An 18022-nucleotide genomic window follows, 5' to 3' on the forward strand; every position below is an offset into this window, starting at 1 on the left:
TTGCCATGTGGCATCGATGAAAGCCGTGACCTGTTCATCGCGGCCGAAGGAACGACACATGTCCGCCGCCGAACTCTATTCCCATGACGTCGAACCGGTCGCCGCCAGCGCGCCGCTGATCGTTCACGTCATCCGCCAATTCCTGCCCAATCGCGGCGGCCTCGAGGACGTGATCGCCAACCTCTCGCGCGAGACACTCAAGCGCGGCTACCGCGTCCGCGTCGTCACGCTCGACAGTCTGTTTACCGCCCGCGACAAGAAGCTTCCCTCGCGTGAGACCATCGATGGCATCGACATCGTCCGCATCCCCTGGTCCGGCAGCACGCGCTATCCGCTCGCGCCTGAGGTCTTCCGCCATCTCGGCGACGCAGACCTGATCCATGTGCACGCGATCGACTTCTTCTTCGATGCGCTTGCCTGGGGCCGCTTCCTGCATCGCAAGCCGATGGTGGTCACCACCCATGGCGGCTTCTTCCACACGACGAAATTCGCGACCATCAAGAAGGTCTGGTTTCAGACCATCACTCGCGTCTCGGCCATGGCCTATAAGCGGGTCATCGGCTGCAGCATGTCGGATCTCGCACAGTTCGAAAAGATCGCGCCGAGCCGCAGCATTCTCATCGAAAACGGCGCCGACATCGGCAAGTTCGCCGACCGCGCATCCCGTGCGCCTAAGCGCCGGATCGTCACGATCGGCCGGTTCTCGGTCAACAAGCGCCTCGACAGGCTGATCGACGCACTGGCGGTGCTGAGGGTGTGTAATCCGGATTGGCATCTCGATATCGCCGGCGTCGAATCCGACCTGACCCGACAGGACCTGATGGCCCAGATCGACCGGCTGAAGCTGAACGACGCCGTCACCATCCATGTCGACGCCGACAACGCCGCCGTCGGCCGCATCATCGCCGACGCCTCGATCTTCGCCTCGGCCTCATCCTATGAGGGCTTCGGGCTGGTGGCGCTGGAAGCCATGAGCGCCGGTCTGCTGCCGGTGCTCAACACCAACGAAGCCTATAAAGCTCTCGGCGAGCGTCACAAGGACATTCTGCTCGCGGACTTCGCCGATACGGCCGCCGCAGCCCTCGCGCTGGAAACGGTCTACAAGCGCCTGAAAGCCGAAGGCCCCGCGGTGCGGGCCGCCCTGCTCTCCGATGCCTCGGCCTATTCCTGGGACGTCGTCGCGGAACGGTACATCGGCGTCTACAAGGAGCTCATCGCCGGCTAATAAAAGTCGGCGCTGTTACCTCGACAATTTGAAAAATCTACCCGACCCAAAACGGGCAGGCGCACGCCTGTGCCCGCTCAGGCCTTCGCCAGCCGCGCGATCTCGGCAAACACCGTCCGGCGCGATTCCGGTGGGGTCAGATTGTGATCGGCATCCGGCAGCATCACCAGCCGGACGTTCGGATGGCGCTCGAACTTGCGGCCGCCGGGGCCGAAGTGGAAGTACATGTGCTCCAGGCCGACATCGCCTTCGCTATAGATCAACGTCAGCGGCACCTTGCGCTTGCCGACGGTGACGAAGGACTTCTTCACTTCGCTCGCAGTGTGCCGGCGGCTCGGCAGATATTCGAGCAGCGGCGCGATGCGCACCGACATGCGGCGTGAAAAGGCGATGATGACATTGCGCGTCGCCGCCAGCACGTCGATATCGCCCTTCAGCAGGCGCTTGACCGTTGCGAAGCTGGAAAGCCGCTGGCCGTAATCCTCGAAGCTGCGCGGCACCGATACGACATGCTTGCGCTCGACCGGCTGGTTCGGATCCCAATAGTAGACGAAGGGATTGATCGAAACAGCGGCCTTCACTCGAACATCGTCGACAGCCGAGCGGATGGCGACATAGCCGCCGCTGCAGCGCCCGGCAACCATCAGCGGTCCGGGAACCATGCCCTCGAGCAGATCGAGTGCGGCCTGCGCATCGGCGTTCTGGGTGGCGGAATAGAGGATCTGATCCGGTGCGTCGGGACGCGGCGGGCTGTCGCCGACATTGGCGGAATCGAAGCGGATCGAGGCGACGCCCTCGCGGGCAAGCCCCCGGGCCATGTCGGTGACCGCGCGACCCCAGCCGGACTGGCGGTCGTAGGCGGTCGACAGAAACACCACGCTGTTGCCGCGCGGCCGACCGACCGGGCGCGTCACGACGCCGACCAGATGATTGAACGCGCCGAAACGGACCGGCACTTCCTCGAAGCCGTCGCCTGCGAGCGACTGCGTATCGACAGCGGAGGCGGAGGGCGCAGCGGCCGGATCGACCGACGTTTGCTCGTCCACCCATTGCGCCAGCGTCTCGACGACCTCCATCGGCGTGCGCGAGAAGACCGGGTCGGAGATCAGCCTGTCGTAGCCCTTGAACGTCTGCTGCTCGACCGTCGCGCCGAGCGCGGTCAGATTGTCGGCGAGCGTCGTGTCGTCGGCGCGCTCCGGGCGCTCCAGAATGAGGTAGCGCTGTGCTGCCAGCGTTTCCGGCGCGGCGATGCGGACCTTCGACAGTTCCGCGGCGATCCCATCGGGCATCTGCAGCCCGGCGATCATGTGCTTGCCCTCGGGAATGGCATCTTCGCCCAATCCCAGGTGATGATTGATGAACGTCGCCCATGCACGAAGCTCGCGCAGATAGGCGCGGCCATTGACGACGGGACCGAGCAAGGCGACGGCATCGACGCCTTCGATCGATGGCGCGGTTCTCTGCGCCAGTGCCGCACCGAGCCCCTGCGCGACGATGATGATGCGGCTGCAGCCGCTCAGCTGCTTCAACCGCTCGGCCGCATTGCGGATCGCGTCTTCCCAGATCTTCAGGCCGACAGTGTCATCGACATCAAGAGCATCACCGGCGCCGGGATAATCGAAGCGCAGGCTGGGCACGCCGAGGCCCGCGAAATGCTCCGCCGTCACGCGGAAGAACCGCCGGCTGCACATTTCCTCAAGCCCCCAGGGATTGACGAAGAGCACGGCCGTGGAGCGCTTGGCAACGCCTGCGTTCTCCGGCTTGAACAGGCCGATCGTACCATCGAAAGCGAATGGCAGCGCAGCCTGATTGCCGGCGCCTTCGGCAAGACCGGTCTCGACCGTGATCTCGATGGGCTCTTCTTCTTCCGCCAGCTTGGCGCGCGCTGGCGCAATGAAGGCGACTGCCTTGCGGGCGGACTTTCCTACCGAGCCGGGCAATTTTTCAACGATCGACAACATAACATCGGCATCCTCTCGCGGAATTGCCTTTAAAAGCTTGAGCGCAACAATATAGCCAGCACCCCCAAGAACGACTGCGAGAAGAAGTCCAATAGAACCATTGATATAGTGTAAAATTCCAAGGGCTATAATTGCGCACAGAACCGACGCGGCAAGCGTCTTGAGCAGATTTACGTACAAACCGGAGAGCTGAGAGCCGAAACCGGTCTGTCGCACCATGATAATACACATAATCGTGAACACGCCGATGCGCACCATCGCGGCACCCTCGGCGGCGAAGAATGGAACGACCGCAAGGCAGCCAAGCGTCATCACGGCAGCGCCGACGAGGCTGACCTTCAGCCGGTCGCGGGCGCGGTCCATCGAGAGCAGATAGAGGCTGAGCGTCTGCATGAAAGTGTAGGACGGGGCGGCAAGCGCCAGCAGCGCCACGACGGTTCCGCTGCGCGCGAATGCCTCGCCGAAGACAGCGCGCACCAGTTCGCTCGATATGGCGGCAAGCCCGAAGCTCATCGGCAGGATGATATAGGCCATGCTGCGGGTAACGGCCGCGAACACCTCGACCGGCAGGGTGCGGTCGTCGCTGGAGTGGCGCCGCTCCGAATAATAGGGGAGCAGGCTGCCCGTCATCTGGATCGGCAATTGCAGCGCGATATTGGCAACCGACAGGCCGACGGCATAGAAACCGACCATCTCGACCGACCAGAACTGCTGCAGGAACAGGAGCTCCAGCCTGTTGAGGAAGATGGAATCGATCAGGAACTGCGCCGATAGTACGATGGACGAGGCCGCCAGATATTTCAGCGGCACCCCGCAGCGGTCGCGCGGCGTCATCAGGATCGGAATGGTGGCGATGAAGAACACCATCTGCCCCAACAGATAGCCGACCAGCACACCCTCGACCCCATAAAGAACCGCGCCGGCGCCGACGCCGATCAGCTGCAACAGGCACACACCCATGGCGAGCTTGAAGAAATCAGTCAGCCGCCGCTCACCGATAAGGTAGAATTTGACGAAGGATCCGATCGCCTGAACGAAGAAAAGCGCACCGGTCACATAGGCGACCGAGGGTGCGGTCTTTGCCCAATGCATCTGCTCGGACGTCAGGAAAAACAGGGCGTAGAGGCCGAGCAGCAACAGCGTCGAGCACAGCATGACGGTGACGAGCAACGAGGCGAAACCCAGCCGCCGGCGCGCGTCAAAACCTTCCGCCTGAAGCTGCGGCAGCGTCTTCGACATGGTGATGCTGGAGCCGAGCTCGGCGATCGACGCGCCTGTCACCACGAGCCAGAGCGAGAAGGCGACGATGCCGTTCGCCTCTGGCCCGAGCAGCCGAGCGGTGATGATGGAAGACAGGAATCCCGTTACCAGGAGCAGCATTCCCGCCGCCCCGTTCATCACAGAATTCGCGATAATTCCCTTAGACATAACGTATCCGCTTTAGGCCGTTCGAAGGGCCTATTTTAGTAAGAAAGTCTTTCGAAATTGATTGCGCCTCATCTTTTGCGACGAGCGACTTAGAAGGAAAAGGCGCGCGCGCCGCCCGGTGTCAGCACCTCGCCGGTCGGGCGATCATCCGCTCCTCGCCCGGAGAGCGGCCGCAGGAGAACGCGCTTGGCGACCCCCGGCGCCAGATGGAACCAGTCATCGTCGGACCGGAAACCATCGACGCTGAAATGCACCGACTGCGCCAGCCTGTCGGTCGCCAGATCCGCAAACCACGCGCCGCCATCCTCGACCAGCGACACCTGGATCTCGGCATCGTGCACGGCTCTCGAGCGCCCCTGCGGGAAATGGAAGGCATCGGCCACCACCGCGCCACCCTCGGGAAGCCTGAGGCGCGCCACCGTGACGTCATGTGCCGGCGGCCCGAAGCGGAACGCGTAGGTGGTGTCGAAGAACGCGCCGAACAGATCGGTTGCGGCAAACGTCTCGGCGCTGCGTGGCGCAAGCGTCAGGATGCGTCCGCCGCTTGCCACATTCTGCCGGCCGTTTCTGAAGCAGATGACCTCGAGATCGAGTTGCAGGCTGTGTTCGGTCTCGTTGATGACATGCACATCGAGGCCATTGGTCCCCTCGTCGGTCACCAGCACCTGCACCGGCCGGAAGGCGCGGCGCAGCGCGTACCAGATCGGCTTCGGCGCACCGGTTGAATCGATCACGCCCCAGCCGGCGCCGGGCAACAAGTCCTGCAGCGTCCAGACCAGCGCGCCATTGCAGCTCGATCCCCTGCGCCGCCATTCCGCAAAGGTCTCTTCCGCCACCTCGCCGGTGACGGCGCGCGACAAGTCGAGATAAAGATCGCGGTTTTCGCGACGCAGGCGCGCGGGATCGACGTCGTAGAGATGGCCGAGATAGAAATCGCGCACATCCTCGAAATCCCAGGAGGCGCCGCGATCCCGCGAAACACGCGATTTCCATAGCGGGCTGTGCACTGGTGGAACATCGAGATGTCGTTGCAGCGTCTTCTGCTGCGGCACGTTGGCGAAGGCAAGGCTTTCAGCCGCGAAGCGCACGTTCGCGCGGCGCGCATCGTCAAGCGGCCGCATATAGGCGCCGACGCCGTAATAATGCGTCACGCCGGCATTCGGCGAAAACGGCATGGCGCCGCCGGACGGCGAATTGGCGACGTAGGGGATTTCGGGGCAGAGCCGCGCCGCGATCGCCGGTATGATCTCGTCGGTGATCGGGCCGGACCAGAATTCCGGCGGCAGGCCGAGCATCGCCGCCTGCTGGTAGATCTCGCTGCCGCCGCAGAGCACCGTAAGCGAAGGCGAACCCTGCACGCCGTGCAGGAACTCCTCGACCTCCGCGTGGACATGCGCGGTAAAGGCCTTATCGTTCTTCGGATAGTCGAAATTGGCGAACATGAAGTCCTGCCAGACCATCAGCCCGAGCTCGTCGCAAAGCTGGAAGAACTCCGGCGTCTCGTAGGCCATGGTGCCGCCGATGCGGATCATGTTCATGCCCGCCTCGGCCGCCAACCGCAGGAACGGCTCATAATCCGCCCGCGCGCCGGGAAGCTTCACGATATCGGCGGTGGTCCACACCGCGCCGCGGCAAAACACCCGCTCGCCATTGATGAGAAGCGCGAAGTCGCCGCCATCCTTGCCGCGATCGGCCGCGACGCTCCTGAAGCCGGTCTTGCCCAGCGGATGTTCGACACCATCGATGACGACCGCGTAATCGTAAAGGCGCGGCGTTCCGTGCGTGTGAGGCCACCAGGGCTCCACGTCCTTCAGCCTCAGAATGGCCGAGTAGTGCCGCTCGCCGACCTTTTCGAACGCCTGCTCGACGCCGCCGCAACGCAGCGACAATTCGGGCGCCTCTGCGTCGGTGCGGAGCGACACGCTGAGCTTGGCTGAACCATCCGGCTCCAGCACCGCCCGCACACTGACGTCATCCAGTGATACGACATCGCGGCGCACCAGCGTGAGCGGGCGCCAAGGGCCGGCGGCGTGGATTTCAGGGCACCAGCCGGGCATGCGGCCGAGCAGCGTGGTGCGGACATTCTTCAAGCCCTGCGGCGTGATCATCTGCGGCCGCCAGCGGGCGCGCGGGCCGTTGTCGGCAATCCGGGGCGCCAGCGCGCGAAAACAAAGCGCCAGCTCGTCGCCGCCTGACAGCGTCACCGGCACCTCATGCATGGTGAACATGCTCTCGGACGAAAGGATCTCCTGGCCGTTCAGGAATACATGGCAAAGCGTCGCCAGCCCCTCGAAGCGCAAAATGGCATCACCCGGCGCAGCGTCGAACAGGCGGCAAACATACCAGGCGTCCCTGTTGTCGAGCGGCACGGGGTTTTCGCGGTCGAACAGCCCTGCTTTTTCCAGCGCGGCGGCGGCCGTGCCCGGCACCTCGGCGGGGATGAACTGGGCGGACAGCGGCAGGTCGTGCGGATTGGCGCAGGCGCCGGGTTCCGTCAGAACCAGATTCCATCCCTCGCTGAGCGCGATCTCCTCCGCCGCGATGCTCGCCAGTCTCCCACGCATGATCAGGCCTCCGGCTTCAAAGACGTTTCGTGAGCGAAGCCATCATCGAATCCCACGCATCGGCCGCCGGATCAAGCGCAGTCGTTAGCGGCGCGAACTTCTTGCGCGTGACGGCGCGTGCCAGCTGAAACTGCACGGATTTCGCAGCCTCCGAGAGCTTGCGCGCATGCTCTGCGGCCTCGCCGAATTCGGTCTCCGAATGCCAGACCAGATGATCGGCCATGAGCTCGAAATTGGCGCCAAACTGGCGCAGCGTGTTGAAGGCGTATTTGTGGAAGAAGCCGAAGGGCCGCTCGGCCACGGCCTCGACCTGCTCGGGAAAGACCGATGCGAAGGCACGGATCGGGTTTTCACGCGGGCGGCGGGCGAAATGCGAAGACAGCAGCGCGCGCGAAACGCCCCGCGTTGCCTGCGGATCGACAGGCGCGTCGGGGAACTTGGCGAACTCGGTATAGGGCAGGAACTGCGGATCCTCGTCGCGAAGATCGAGCTGGAACAGCCCGTCGAAATCCTCGCCCTCGAGGGAAAAGAAGCCGCCATTGTGGAAATAGTCGACACGCTTGTTCGCGACATCCACCCGGTTGATCGCAACCGTCGTCTTGCCGTGCTCCTGCCGGTAGGCGGTGCCCTGCGTGTCGGGCATATAGAAGCTGTCCATCTCGATCAGGCAGAGACGGCCGCGCGCGATCTGCGTCGCGACATGCCGCTCGACCTTGTCGAAGATCGCAAGCTCGGTGACCCTGATACCGTAGAGTGCTTCGAGATCCTCCAGCGGCACCTTGAAGAAGGTGAACTGGTCGCCCTCGAAATCCTGGCCGAGCGTGAAGCCCAGCATCGCCTCGGGCGGGAGCCCAAGCGTGCTCAGCACCTCGATCCAGAGGTCGATATAGCAATTGGTCTCCGGCCACATGCGCTCCATGGAATGCAGCGCATGCGGGCAATAGCTGTCCGGGCTGATCCCCGGGAAGACGGATGCCATCGTTCCCCTTAGCCCCAGAGCGCCTGGCGCACGGAGGCCGGCCACAGCTTGACGTCGAGGCCATGGTGATGAAACAGCGCCAGCGCGATGCGTTCCAGGCCGAAGCCGACGCAGGCCGTGAAGGCAACGCTGCCGTCCTCGAGGTTCAGGCCCCACTTCTGGCCGAAGGAATCCTGGTGGAAGTTGAAGCTCATGCAGGCCGTCGGATTGGCCGTCGAGGTGATCGGGATCAGGAGCTCGAACTTCAGGTTCTGGTCACGCTGGTTGTTGACCATCATCTTGCCGGCGCGGCCGAAGAACGGATCGTTGGCGACGTCGATGGTGACGTCGAGACCGACGAGCTTCATCATCTCAAGGCCGCGATCCATCCACTTCTGACGGAAGTCGGTGACGTGCAGCTCGGTACCCATGCAGACATATTCGCGCATGCGGAACAGCTGCTGGCGGGCCGGATCGCGCGACGGCTCGTGGCGGAAGCAGTAAGACTGCAGGTCGAACAGCGCGCCGTCCTTCGGCAGGTTGCCGCGGCGGGCGACCGTCGGGTAGAGCGGATAGCAGGCGGCCGGCGTCAGCACGATCTCCGTGGCTTCCTGGCCCTTGGTCCAGTCGTCGCCCACTTCCATGCACTGCAACAGGTTCATGTGGTCGAGCTCGTTGCCGCAGAAGCTGTGGACCGTGCCGGCCAGCTGCGGGAAGCTCTTCATGTAGCCGCTCTTTTCGAAGATTTCGCGGTTCATGCCCGGCGGAAAGCGCATCGCTTCCGCGCCGTCCGCGCCGCCGAAGCGATCGATCAGGCGCTCGAAGGCGGCGATCACGTCCTCGAACTGGCCGCTGCGGCCATAGAGGCCGTCGACGCCCATATCGATCAGAAGGCCGGATTCAAAGAGCCGGTCCAGAAAGGAGGTCTGCATATCCATGTGAGTTACCCCAGTAGGCTGGTGTCCTGCTTGTGGACAAGGAGCATGCTCGACGTGTTGCCAAGGATGCGGTCGTTGGAAATCATCAATTGAGCGGAATGCGCATCGCGAAGATGGCGGCCGAGGCTGAACGGCGTACCGTTCTTGTAGCCCATGATGCCGCAGATCAGCATCGCGTGGTTGACGATCTCGAGGATCGTTTCCGACGATGCGATCTTGACGTTGTTCATCGCCACGGCAAACGCCATGGACGACAGCTTGTCGGGATCAGCCTTGGCATCCTCGTAGGCCTTGAGGCCGGCGACGACGTTGGACTTCACCATCTGCAACAGGTTCGACACTTCGGCGAGACGCAGCGCGCCAGGTGGCGGCGCACCCGGCGACTTGCGGGCAGCGGCGCGTACGAAAGCCTGCGCACGAGAGAATGCGTCGATGGCGATGCCATACCACACGCCGCTCCAGAGCAGGTGCGAGGACGCCAGCATCGACTGCGCCGCGATCTCGGCGAAAGGCTTCGGCAGGATCTGGCTCGCCGGCGCTTCACCCTTGAACAAGAAGCCGTCGGAGCAGGTGCCGCGCATGCCGAGCGTATTCCAGACATGCGTCTTTTCGAGCGTGTACTGATCTTTCAGAAACGCTGTCAGAACCTGGTCCGAAGGCGCCGCGTCAGGATGAGCGCGCGAGGTGATCAGGATCGCATCGGCATGCGCCCCGTAGGAAATGACGGTCGCATCCTTTTCGAGACGGCAAACACCGTCCTCGACATGGATGGCGCAAATGCTGTTGCGCAGATTGCCGCCGATGCCGCCTTCGGTCGTCGCCGACCCGATCAGCAGCTGCTCGGCCGCGATGCGGCGCATGAAGTCGGCGTGCCACGCGCTATCCGCCCCATGCTCGACGAGGCTGGAAAGCTTGATGTGGTGCATGGCGAAAACCATGGCGCTGGCGGCGCAGGCCTGGCCGAGCATCGAGCAGAGCTCGGCGATCTCGGTCGTGGTGGCGCCTTCGCCACCGAGGCTGCGGGGAATCTGGATGCTGAGCAGGCGCTCCGCCTTCATTGCATCCACGGCCTCCTGAGGAAACCGGCCTTCAAAATCGACGGCGTCCGCGAATTTCGCCGCAATGGCGGCAACGCGGGCAGCCCTTGCTGCAAAACTGTCTTCCGTGATTTTGACCGGGAAGTTCATCAGGCGACCTTCCGGCTATCCTTGATCAGATCAACGGTCCGGGCGATGGCCGAGATGCTGGCGAAGGACTTGCGATTGAGGAGATTGTCCGGGAATTCGATATCGAAGGCGTCCTCGATGCCGAGCATGAGCTGAACCGATGCGAAGGAGGTGAGCCCCGCCGCGTACAGATCGGCATCGTCAGCCACGGTGTCGATAGCCACAGGCAGCTTGCCGAATTTCGCAAGCAGTTCGCGGATCGTCGTATTCATCCTCACATCTCCAAGCTGTCATAACCAGAGCGGGCGCTCATCGCCCTGTCATGGAGGTGCTTTTAAGGAGGAAAAACCAATATTCCGCTAAGGCATGTGGTTAAATCTGGCCACGATGAAAAGCTAAGAATTTAGCATCTTCGGCTGATCAGTAGAGATAAAGCAAATCGGATCATTGCTTTGCAGGAAAAGCTTAAACGACGCTTGGCCCGAGCATGAATGAACCCGAGTGCTGAAATGAAACGAAGAACGGTACAGTTAACTCCCGCGCGGCGGGTAGATATGCTCTTGTCCGTTGTAGTCGGAAACCGAATAGCAACCCTCCGCGTTTCTGCGGATCGAGTTTTGGCCGATATCGGCTTTGCCGTATCCACCGGGGATATCCAGAATATAGGTCGGCTGACACAATCCAGAGATGCGGCCACGCAATGAAGCGACGATCGCCTGCCCCTCTTCCACCGAGAGCCGGAAATGGCTGGTGCCGGGCGCCAGATCGGGATGATGCAGATAATAGGGCTTCACCCGCGTCTCGACGAAGGCCTTCATCAGCTCCGCCAGAACATCGGGATCGTCATTGACGCCCTTGAGCAGCACCGACTGGCTGACCATGACGATGCCGGCATCGATAAGCCGGGCGCAGGCGGCGCGCGCCTCGGTCGTCAGCTCACGCGGATGGTTGGCATGCAGCGCGACATAGGTGGTCTTGCCGCTCGCCTTCAACGCCTCGATCAACGCCGCGTCGATCCTGTCGGGGTCGACAACTGGCACGCGGCTGTGAAACCGGACGATCTTGACGTGATCGATATCTTTGAGCTGTTCGAGGATATCTCGCAGCCGGCGCGGCGACAGAACCAGCGGATCGCCGCCAGTGAGGATGACCTCCCAGATCTCGTCATGGCCCCGAATATAATCGAAGGCAGCCTTCATCGCAGCGGGATCGAGCGTCCCCAGTCCCTGCGGCCCCACCATCTCGCGACGGAAGCAGAAGCGGCAGTAGACTGGACAGACATGCACCGCCTTGAGCAGCACGCGATCGGGATAGCGGTGAACGATGCCCTCGACGGGGCTGTGCGCGTGGTCGCCGATCGGATCGGCGCGCTCTTCCGGCGTCATCACGAGTTCCGCGGCATCGGGCACGAACTGGCGCGCGATCGGATCTTCTGGATCGTCATGGTCGATCAGCCGCGCCATGTCAGGCGTCATCGCGATCGCATAGCGCGCCGCGACGTCGTCCAGCGCTTCGCGGTCACGATCGGCGATGAGCCCGGCATTGGCGAGCTCGTCCACCGTCTTGATCGGCCGGGTGATCGTCACTGCCCGTACTCCGCAACCGGCGCCCACAGCACCTGATCGATCCGCCGCGCGCCCGTTGCCAGCATCACCAGCCGGTCGAAGCCAAGCGCGATGCCGCTGGCGTCGGGCATGATCGCCAACGCGTCAAGCAGGTCGTCGTCGATCGGATAGGTCTCGCCATAGATCCGCTTTTTCTCCGCCATCTCGATCTCGAAGCGGCGGCGCTGCTCGACGGGATCGGTCAACTCGCCGAAGCCGTTCGCCAGCTCGACACCGCAGGCATAGACCTCGAAGCGCTCGGCCACACGCGGATCGCCGGCCGACGGCCGTGCGAGGGCGGCTTCGCAGACCGGATATTCGTCAAGGATGGTCACGCGGCCCATGCCAAGATGCGGCTCGACCTTCTCCACCAACACGCGACTGAAAAGATCGGCCCATTGATCGTCTCCGGCGACGCGCATGCCGTTGCGCCGCATCTCGGCCGCCAGATGCTCGCGGTCGGTCGAGCCATCGGCGCTGACCGAGGCCAGAAGATCGATATCGGCATGACGGCGGAACGCCTCGGCGACGCTCAGGCGCTCCGGCCCGGCGAAGGGATCGCAGTTAGTCTCGCGATAGCTGAGCATCGTCGTCTGCATCGTCTCGGCCGCAAGCGCTACGATGCGCACGCAGTCCATCATCAGGCTCTCATAACTCTCGCCGGTGCGATACCATTCAAGCATGGTGAACTCGGGATGGTGCAGCGGCCCGCGCTCGCGGTTGCGATAGACATGCGCGAAGCAGGCGATGCGCTCCTCGCCGGCGGCAAGCAGCTTCTTGCAGGCGAACTCTGGCGAAGTGTGCAGATAAAAAGGTGCGGCCTGCCCATCCGTGGTCAGCGCCTCGGTGGCAAACGCATGCAGATGCGCCTCGTTTCCAGGCGACACCTGCAGCGTGGCCGTATCCACCTCGATGAAGTCCTCGCGAGCGAAATAGCCGCGCAGAACCGCCTGAATCCGGTTGCGTCCGATCAGGAACGGCCGGCGGTCGGCATGCACACTGGGCGTCCACCAGGGCGACGCTTTGGCGATCGAGGGTTTCATCGAATGCTGTCCTGACCGGATCAACCAACGCAAGGGCTGGCTATTTGCCGGATTTTAGGTTAGTTGCGCCCCCAAAGAACACCTGATTGCGTCTCCGGGGCCATTTCGACAGTCCTCTACGACGCCAAAAGCCGAGTTACAAGGAACTCTTATGGTCAAGGTCATCGCCTCTTCCGTCCGCAAGGGCAACGTCCTCGATGTGGACGGCAAGCTCTACGTCGTTCTGACGGCCAACAACTTCCACCCGGGCAAGGGCACGCCGGTCACCCAGGTCGACATGCGCCGCATCGTCGACGGCGTGAAGGTCTCCGAGCGCTGGCGCACGACCGAACAGGTCGAGCGCGCCTTCGTGGAAGACGTCAACCACCAGTTCCTCTACGAGGACGGCGAAGGCTTCCACTTCATGAACCCGGAATCCTATGACCAGGTCGTCGTCGACAATGAGACCATGGGCGACCAGAAGGCTTACCTGCAGGAAGGCATGGTCTGCATCCTGTCGATGCATGAAGGTGTAGCGCTTGCCCTGCAGCTGCCGCGCCACGTGACGCTTGAGATCACCGAGACCGAGCCGGTCGTCAAGGGCCAGACGGCATCGTCCTCCTACAAGCCGGCTATGCTCTCCAACGGCGTCCGCACCTCGGTTCCCCCGCATATCGACGCCGGCACCCGCGTCGTCATCGCGACCGAAGACAACTCCTACGTCGAGCGCGCCAAGAACTAATCCGGCGCCGAACTGAAGATTCAAAGGCCGTATCGCCCCGCGATGCGGCCTTTTTCTTTGGCGGTCGTCCCCGACTGCAAGACACAAAAAAGGCGCCGGGAAACCGACGCCTTTTCTTATCCGTGGGCCCGATCGCTCAGGCCAAAGCCATTAGCGCGGGCAACGTGCTTCGTAGCGGCGGCCGTAGCGGTCGCGGTAGACGCAGTAGCCGCGGCGTTCGACCGACTGGCCGATGAGTGCGCCGGCGAGACCACCGGCAACGGCGCCAACGGCCGCACCACCCCAGCTGTGGCTGACCGCGCCACCGATGACAGCACCGGTGCCGGCGCCGATCGCGGTGCCTTGTTCCGTGGCCGTGCAGGATGCGAGTGCGCCGACCAGAGCGCCGATGAGTACAATCTTCTTCATCATAACTATGTCTCCCAGGGTTTTTGGCGCGCGTTAGATGCGGCCCATGAGTACGAGAATGATAATAATCACAAGAACTAAGCCCAAACCGCCAGAAGGTCCATAGCCCCAGCTGCGACTATAACCCCAATTCGGTAGGGCTCCGAGCAAAAGCAGAATAAGGATAATGAGTAGTATCGTTCCAAGCATATCCCGTGACCTCAGCGCATTTCGAGTTTGAATGAGCCAGAAACACGTAAGCCGGCTTTTGGTTCCGCCGATTTTTCCAAGAGGACAATATTTTTCAGCAGGTAAGCCGACGGCACCTGGCATACCCGCGCCGAAGCTGCGTAGGCACAGCGGCGAAGGCCGCATTTGCGCCTATGGTTAAAATTTCCATAAAATACAATAGGTTGCCGTGAACAAACCGGGAAGTCGGCAAAGTCGCTGATTCGTCTGCTCTTTGTTCCGGATTTGATCGAGCCTGCTTCGAAACGGATTTTTTACATTTCGGGCGGGACCGAAGTCACGGCTGGGAGCCGGTTCCTTATCCGCCGAACAAAAACACCGACACACGCCAAACGAGAATCTTCCGATTCAGCATCTGGTGGGAAAAAGTGATTCAAAATCAATACTCAGCAGTGAACAAACCCTGAATCATCGGGAGTCAGCGATTCGTCTCCGATTCGTTCTACTGCTGTTCCGAATCGCTATGCGAGCATTCCACAAGCTATTCGCGAGAGCTAAAATCCGCCGGTGAAATTGAAATCAGCCCTTGCGTTTGCGCCGGCGGCTGTCCATTTGTTTGTCTGCTTCGGATCAGGAGCTTGGTTTTACCCCCGGGGCACCCCCGCCCCGTCTGCAGGACAAAGACACTGACATCGCAGCCGATGATACTGAGTGGGCGCGGCGTGACCGCGGTGCTCGGTCCAACCAATACAGGCAAGACTCATTATGCCATCGAGCGGATGGTTGCCCACGGCACCGGCATCATCGGCCTGCCGCTGCGCCTGCTCGCGCGCGAGGTCTATACGCGTGTCTGCGAAAAGGTTGGTGTCCACAACGTCGCTTTGGTGACCGGCGAGGAGAAGATCTCGCCGCCGAATGCGCGCTACTCGGTCTGCACCGTCGAAGCCATGCCGCGCGAGACCAAGGCCGCCTTCGTTGCCATCGACGAGGTGCAGCTATCAGGCGATCTCGAGCGCGGCCACATCTTCACCGACCGTATCCTGCATCTGCGCGGCCGCGACGAGACGCTGTTGCTTGGCGCCGGCACCATGCGGCCGATCCTCCAGCATCTGCTTCCCGGCATCACCGTCGTCGAGCGCCCGCGCCTGTCGCACCTGCTCTACGCCGGCCAGAAGAAAATCACCCGCCTGCCGCAGCGCTCGGCCATCGTCGCCTTTTCGGCCGATGAGGTCTATGCGATCGCCGAGCTCATCCGCCGCCAGCGCGGTGGCGCAGCCGTCGTTCTCGGCGCATTGAGCCCGCGCACCCGCAACGCCCAGGTGGCGCTGTATCAAGCAGGCGACGTCGAGTATCTGGTGGCGACGGACGCGATCGGCATGGGACTCAACCTCGATGTCGACCATGTCGCCTTCGCGCAGGACCGCAAGTTCGACGGCTACCAGTTCCGCAACCTCAATCCCGCCGAGCTCGCCCAGATCGCCGGCCGCGCCGGACGCCATCTGCGCGACGGCACATTCGGCGTGACCGGTCATGTCGATCCGTTCGACGAGGAGCTGGTCGGCCGCATCGAGGGCCACCACTTCGACAACGTCAAGGTGCTGCAGTGGCGCACCACGGACCTCGATTTCAAGTCGATACAGACGCTGCGCGCCAGCCTTGAAACCGGGCCGCGCGTGCCCGGCCTGACGCGCGCGCTGCCGGCTGTCGACCAGCAGGCGCTCGAGCAGCTGTCGCGCTATCCCGAGATTCGCGATCTGGCCGATACCCCTGCAAGGGTCGAAAAGCTGTGGGAGGCCTGCGCGCTGCCGGATTATCGGCGCATTACGCCGGCCCAGCACGCCGATCTGATCGCGACCCTCTTTTCCGATCTCGTGCGCTATGGCACGGTGAATGAGAATTTCCTTGCCGAACAAGTGCACCGCGCGGATCGAACTGACGGTGAAATTGACACGCTTTCGGCGCGAATCGCGCAGATAAGGACGTGGACCTATGTATCGAATCGGCCCAGCTGGCTTGCCGATCCGACACACTGGCAGGAAAAGACGCGGGAAATCGAAGATCGATTGTCCGATGCGTTACATGAAAGGTTGACGAAACGCTTTGTTGATCGCAGGACATCTGTGCTCATGAAGCGCCTGAGAGAGAATGCGATGCTGGAAGCTGAAATCAGTGTAAATGGCGATGTCTTCGTAGAAGGACATCATGTAGGGCAGTTGTCGGGTTTCCGGTTCACGCCTGTATCGGGAGCGGATGGTCCGGACGCGAAGGCTGTCCAGGCTGCTTCGCAAAAGGCGCTTGCTTTGGAATTCGAAGCCCGCGCAGCGCGTATTCACGCGTCCGGCAACGGCGATCTGGCGATCGGCTCCGACGGCTCGATCCGTTGGCTCGGCGATCCTGTGGCACGTCTGGCCGGCACCGAGCACATCATGCGTCCGCGCCTGATCCTGCTTGCCGACGAACAGCTGACCGGCAATGCGCGCGACCACGTCGCCGCCCGCCTGGAGCGCTTCGTCAATCACCACATTTCGACCGTGCTGAAGCCGCTCGACGATCTGTCGCGCGCTGAAGACCTGCAGGGCCTCGCCAAGGGTCTGGCGTTCCAGCTGGTGGAAAATCTCGGCGTGCTCTTCCGTCGTGACGTGACCGAAGAGGTCAAGTCGCTGGATCAGGACGCGCGCGCCTCGATGCGTCGCTACGGCGTTCGCTTCGGCGCCTACCACATCTTCGTTCCAGCGCTCCTGAAGCCGGCTCCGGCCGAGCTCATCACGCTGCTCTGGGCGCTGAAGAACGACGGCCTCGACAAGCCGGGCTACGGCGACCTCATTCCGGTTCTGGCCGCTGGCCGCACCTCGGTCGTCACCGATCCGAGCTATGAGCGCAATTTCTACAAGCTGGCGGGCTTCCGCTTCCTTGGAAAGCGCGCCGTTCGCGTCGATATCCTCGAGCGCCTGGCAGACATCATCCGTCCGCTGCTGCAGTGGAAGCCGGGTCAGCCGAACCGCCCAGAGGGTGCCTATGACGGCCGCCGCTTCACCACGACAACCGCGATGCTCTCCATCCTCGGCGCCACGCTCGAGGATATGGAAGAGATCCTGAAGGGTCTCGGCTACCGCGCCGACGCCGTGAAGGCCGAGGAAGCAGCCACCTATCTGGCAGCACAGGACGCCGCCGCGACGCCGGCCACAGCAGCAACGACGGAAGCAACCGCTGACGCCGCCGCTGAAACCGCCGAGCACGACGACGCCGACAGCGCCTCTGCTGACGAGACGGCTGCGGAAGCGCCGGCTGCCGAAACCGCCGAAGCGCCTGTTGCCGAAGTGCCGGCCGCTGAAGCACCAGTCGCTGAAGCAGCCGCGACCGAAGCCTCTGCCGAAGCTGCGCCCGCAACCGAAGCCGCTGTAACAGAAGCCGAAGAGCCGAAGCCGGTTCTGCTCTGGCGTCTTGGTGGCCGCACCGACGGCAACCAGCGCCAGGCACGCGGCCATGGCGAGCGCCGTGGCGGCGAACGCCAGGGTGAGCGTCAGGAGCGAGGTGAGCGCCAGGGTGACCGCCAGGATCGTGGCCACGGCCATCGTCGCCAGGGCGGCGAAGGCGAGAATCGCGACGGCAACCGCCAGAACCGCGGCAAGGACGGCGGCAAGCCGCACCAGGGCCGCAACGACCAGCGCGGCGACCGTCAGGACCGCGGCGGCAAGGGTCGCGACGACCGCAACAACAACCGTGGCGGCTCCCAGCCGTTGCGCTTCGAGGCAAAGCCCCCGCGCAAGGAAAAGCCGGTCGATCCGGATTCGCCCTTCGCAAAGCTCGCTGCCTTGAAGGAGCAGATGAAGAAGTAATC

General features: G+C 62.8%; 13 protein-coding genes. 3 read left to right on the forward strand and 10 right to left on the reverse strand.

What is annotated here, in order from left to right:
• The first annotated feature begins 58 nt into the window (after nucleotides 1–58).
• The gene (locus J5286_RS20845) at nucleotides 59–1225 is read left to right on the forward strand and encodes a glycosyltransferase family 4 protein (RefSeq protein ID WP_209191945.1); all 1167 of its coding nucleotides are present in this window, start codon (nucleotides 59–61) and stop codon (nucleotides 1223–1225) included.
• Nucleotides 1226–1302: 77 nt separating this feature from the next.
• On the opposite strand, the gene J5286_RS20850 is transcribed toward J5286_RS20845, so the two are convergent.
• The 8 genes from J5286_RS20850 to epmA all read right to left on the reverse strand — a co-directional run bounded on the left by J5286_RS20850 (nucleotide 1303) and on the right by epmA (nucleotide 12887).
• Nucleotides 1303–4614 (reverse strand): alpha/beta fold hydrolase, encoded by a 3312-nt coding sequence (locus J5286_RS20850; protein ID WP_209191946.1) that lies wholly within the window; start codon nucleotides 4612–4614, stop codon nucleotides 1303–1305.
• Between the two features lie 89 nt (nucleotides 4615–4703).
• Nucleotides 4704–7178: a glycoside hydrolase family 2 protein gene (locus tag J5286_RS20855; protein WP_209191947.1), complete on the reverse strand. Its 2475-nt coding sequence runs from the start codon at nucleotides 7176–7178 to the stop codon at nucleotides 4704–4706.
• Nucleotides 7179–7194: 16 nt separating this feature from the next.
• Entirely contained in the window at nucleotides 7195–8157 is a 963-nt protein-coding gene (locus J5286_RS20860; protein ID WP_209191948.1) for a DUF1839 family protein, read from the reverse strand.
• A gap of 8 nt (nucleotides 8158–8165) precedes the next feature.
• A complete protein-coding gene (locus tag J5286_RS20865; RefSeq protein ID WP_112942666.1) occupies nucleotides 8166–9074 on the reverse strand; it encodes an amino acid--[acyl-carrier-protein] ligase in 909 nt (302 codons plus the stop codon).
• Nucleotides 9075–9079: 5 nt separating this feature from the next.
• Nucleotides 9080–10261 carry an acyl-CoA dehydrogenase family protein gene (locus tag J5286_RS20870; protein WP_209191949.1) on the reverse strand — a complete coding sequence of 394 codons (1182 nt, stop codon included), beginning with the start codon at nucleotides 10259–10261 and terminating at the stop codon, nucleotides 9080–9082.
• Nucleotides 10261–10512 carry an acyl carrier protein gene (locus J5286_RS20875; protein WP_018901875.1) on the reverse strand — a complete coding sequence of 84 codons (252 nt, stop codon included), beginning with the start codon at nucleotides 10510–10512 and terminating at the stop codon, nucleotides 10261–10263. Before J5286_RS20875 ends, J5286_RS20870 begins: the two co-directional genes overlap by 1 nt.
• 258 nt (nucleotides 10513–10770) lie before the next feature.
• Nucleotides 10771–11826, reverse strand: a complete 1056-nt coding sequence (locus tag J5286_RS20880; protein WP_209191950.1) for a lysine-2,3-aminomutase-like protein — start codon at nucleotides 11824–11826, stop codon at nucleotides 10771–10773.
• Nucleotides 11823–12887, reverse strand: a complete 1065-nt coding sequence (epmA, locus tag J5286_RS20885; protein ID WP_209191951.1) for an EF-P lysine aminoacylase EpmA — start codon at nucleotides 12885–12887, stop codon at nucleotides 11823–11825. Before epmA ends, J5286_RS20880 begins: the two co-directional genes overlap by 4 nt.
• Nucleotides 12888–13038: 151 nt before the next feature.
• Between epmA and efp the strand changes: the two genes are divergently transcribed.
• A complete protein-coding gene (gene efp, locus J5286_RS20890; protein WP_112982824.1) occupies nucleotides 13039–13608 on the forward strand; it encodes an elongation factor P in 570 nt (189 codons plus the stop codon).
• A 150-nt stretch (nucleotides 13609–13758) separates the two neighbouring features.
• Here efp and J5286_RS20895 read toward each other — a convergent pair whose 3' ends face one another.
• Both J5286_RS20895 and J5286_RS20900 read right to left on the reverse strand, forming a co-directional pair.
• Nucleotides 13759–14019 (reverse strand): YMGG-like glycine zipper-containing protein, encoded by a 261-nt coding sequence (locus J5286_RS20895; protein WP_018901871.1) that lies wholly within the window; start codon nucleotides 14017–14019, stop codon nucleotides 13759–13761.
• Between the two features lie 30 nt (nucleotides 14020–14049).
• A complete protein-coding gene (locus J5286_RS20900) occupies nucleotides 14050–14205 on the reverse strand; it encodes a DUF3309 family protein (protein WP_081619995.1) in 156 nt (51 codons plus the stop codon).
• Nucleotides 14206–14885: 680 nt separating this feature from the next.
• Between J5286_RS20900 and J5286_RS20905 the strand changes: the two genes are divergently transcribed.
• Complete coding sequence (locus J5286_RS20905; RefSeq protein WP_209191952.1) at nucleotides 14886–18020, forward strand: helicase-related protein; 3135 nt, start codon at nucleotides 14886–14888, stop codon at nucleotides 18018–18020.
• Nucleotides 18021–18022 lie beyond the last annotated feature (2 nt).

The sequence above is a fragment of the Rhizobium sp. 16-488-2b genome (assembly GCF_017741815.1).
Classification (GTDB): domain Bacteria; phylum Pseudomonadota; class Alphaproteobacteria; order Rhizobiales; family Rhizobiaceae; genus Rhizobium.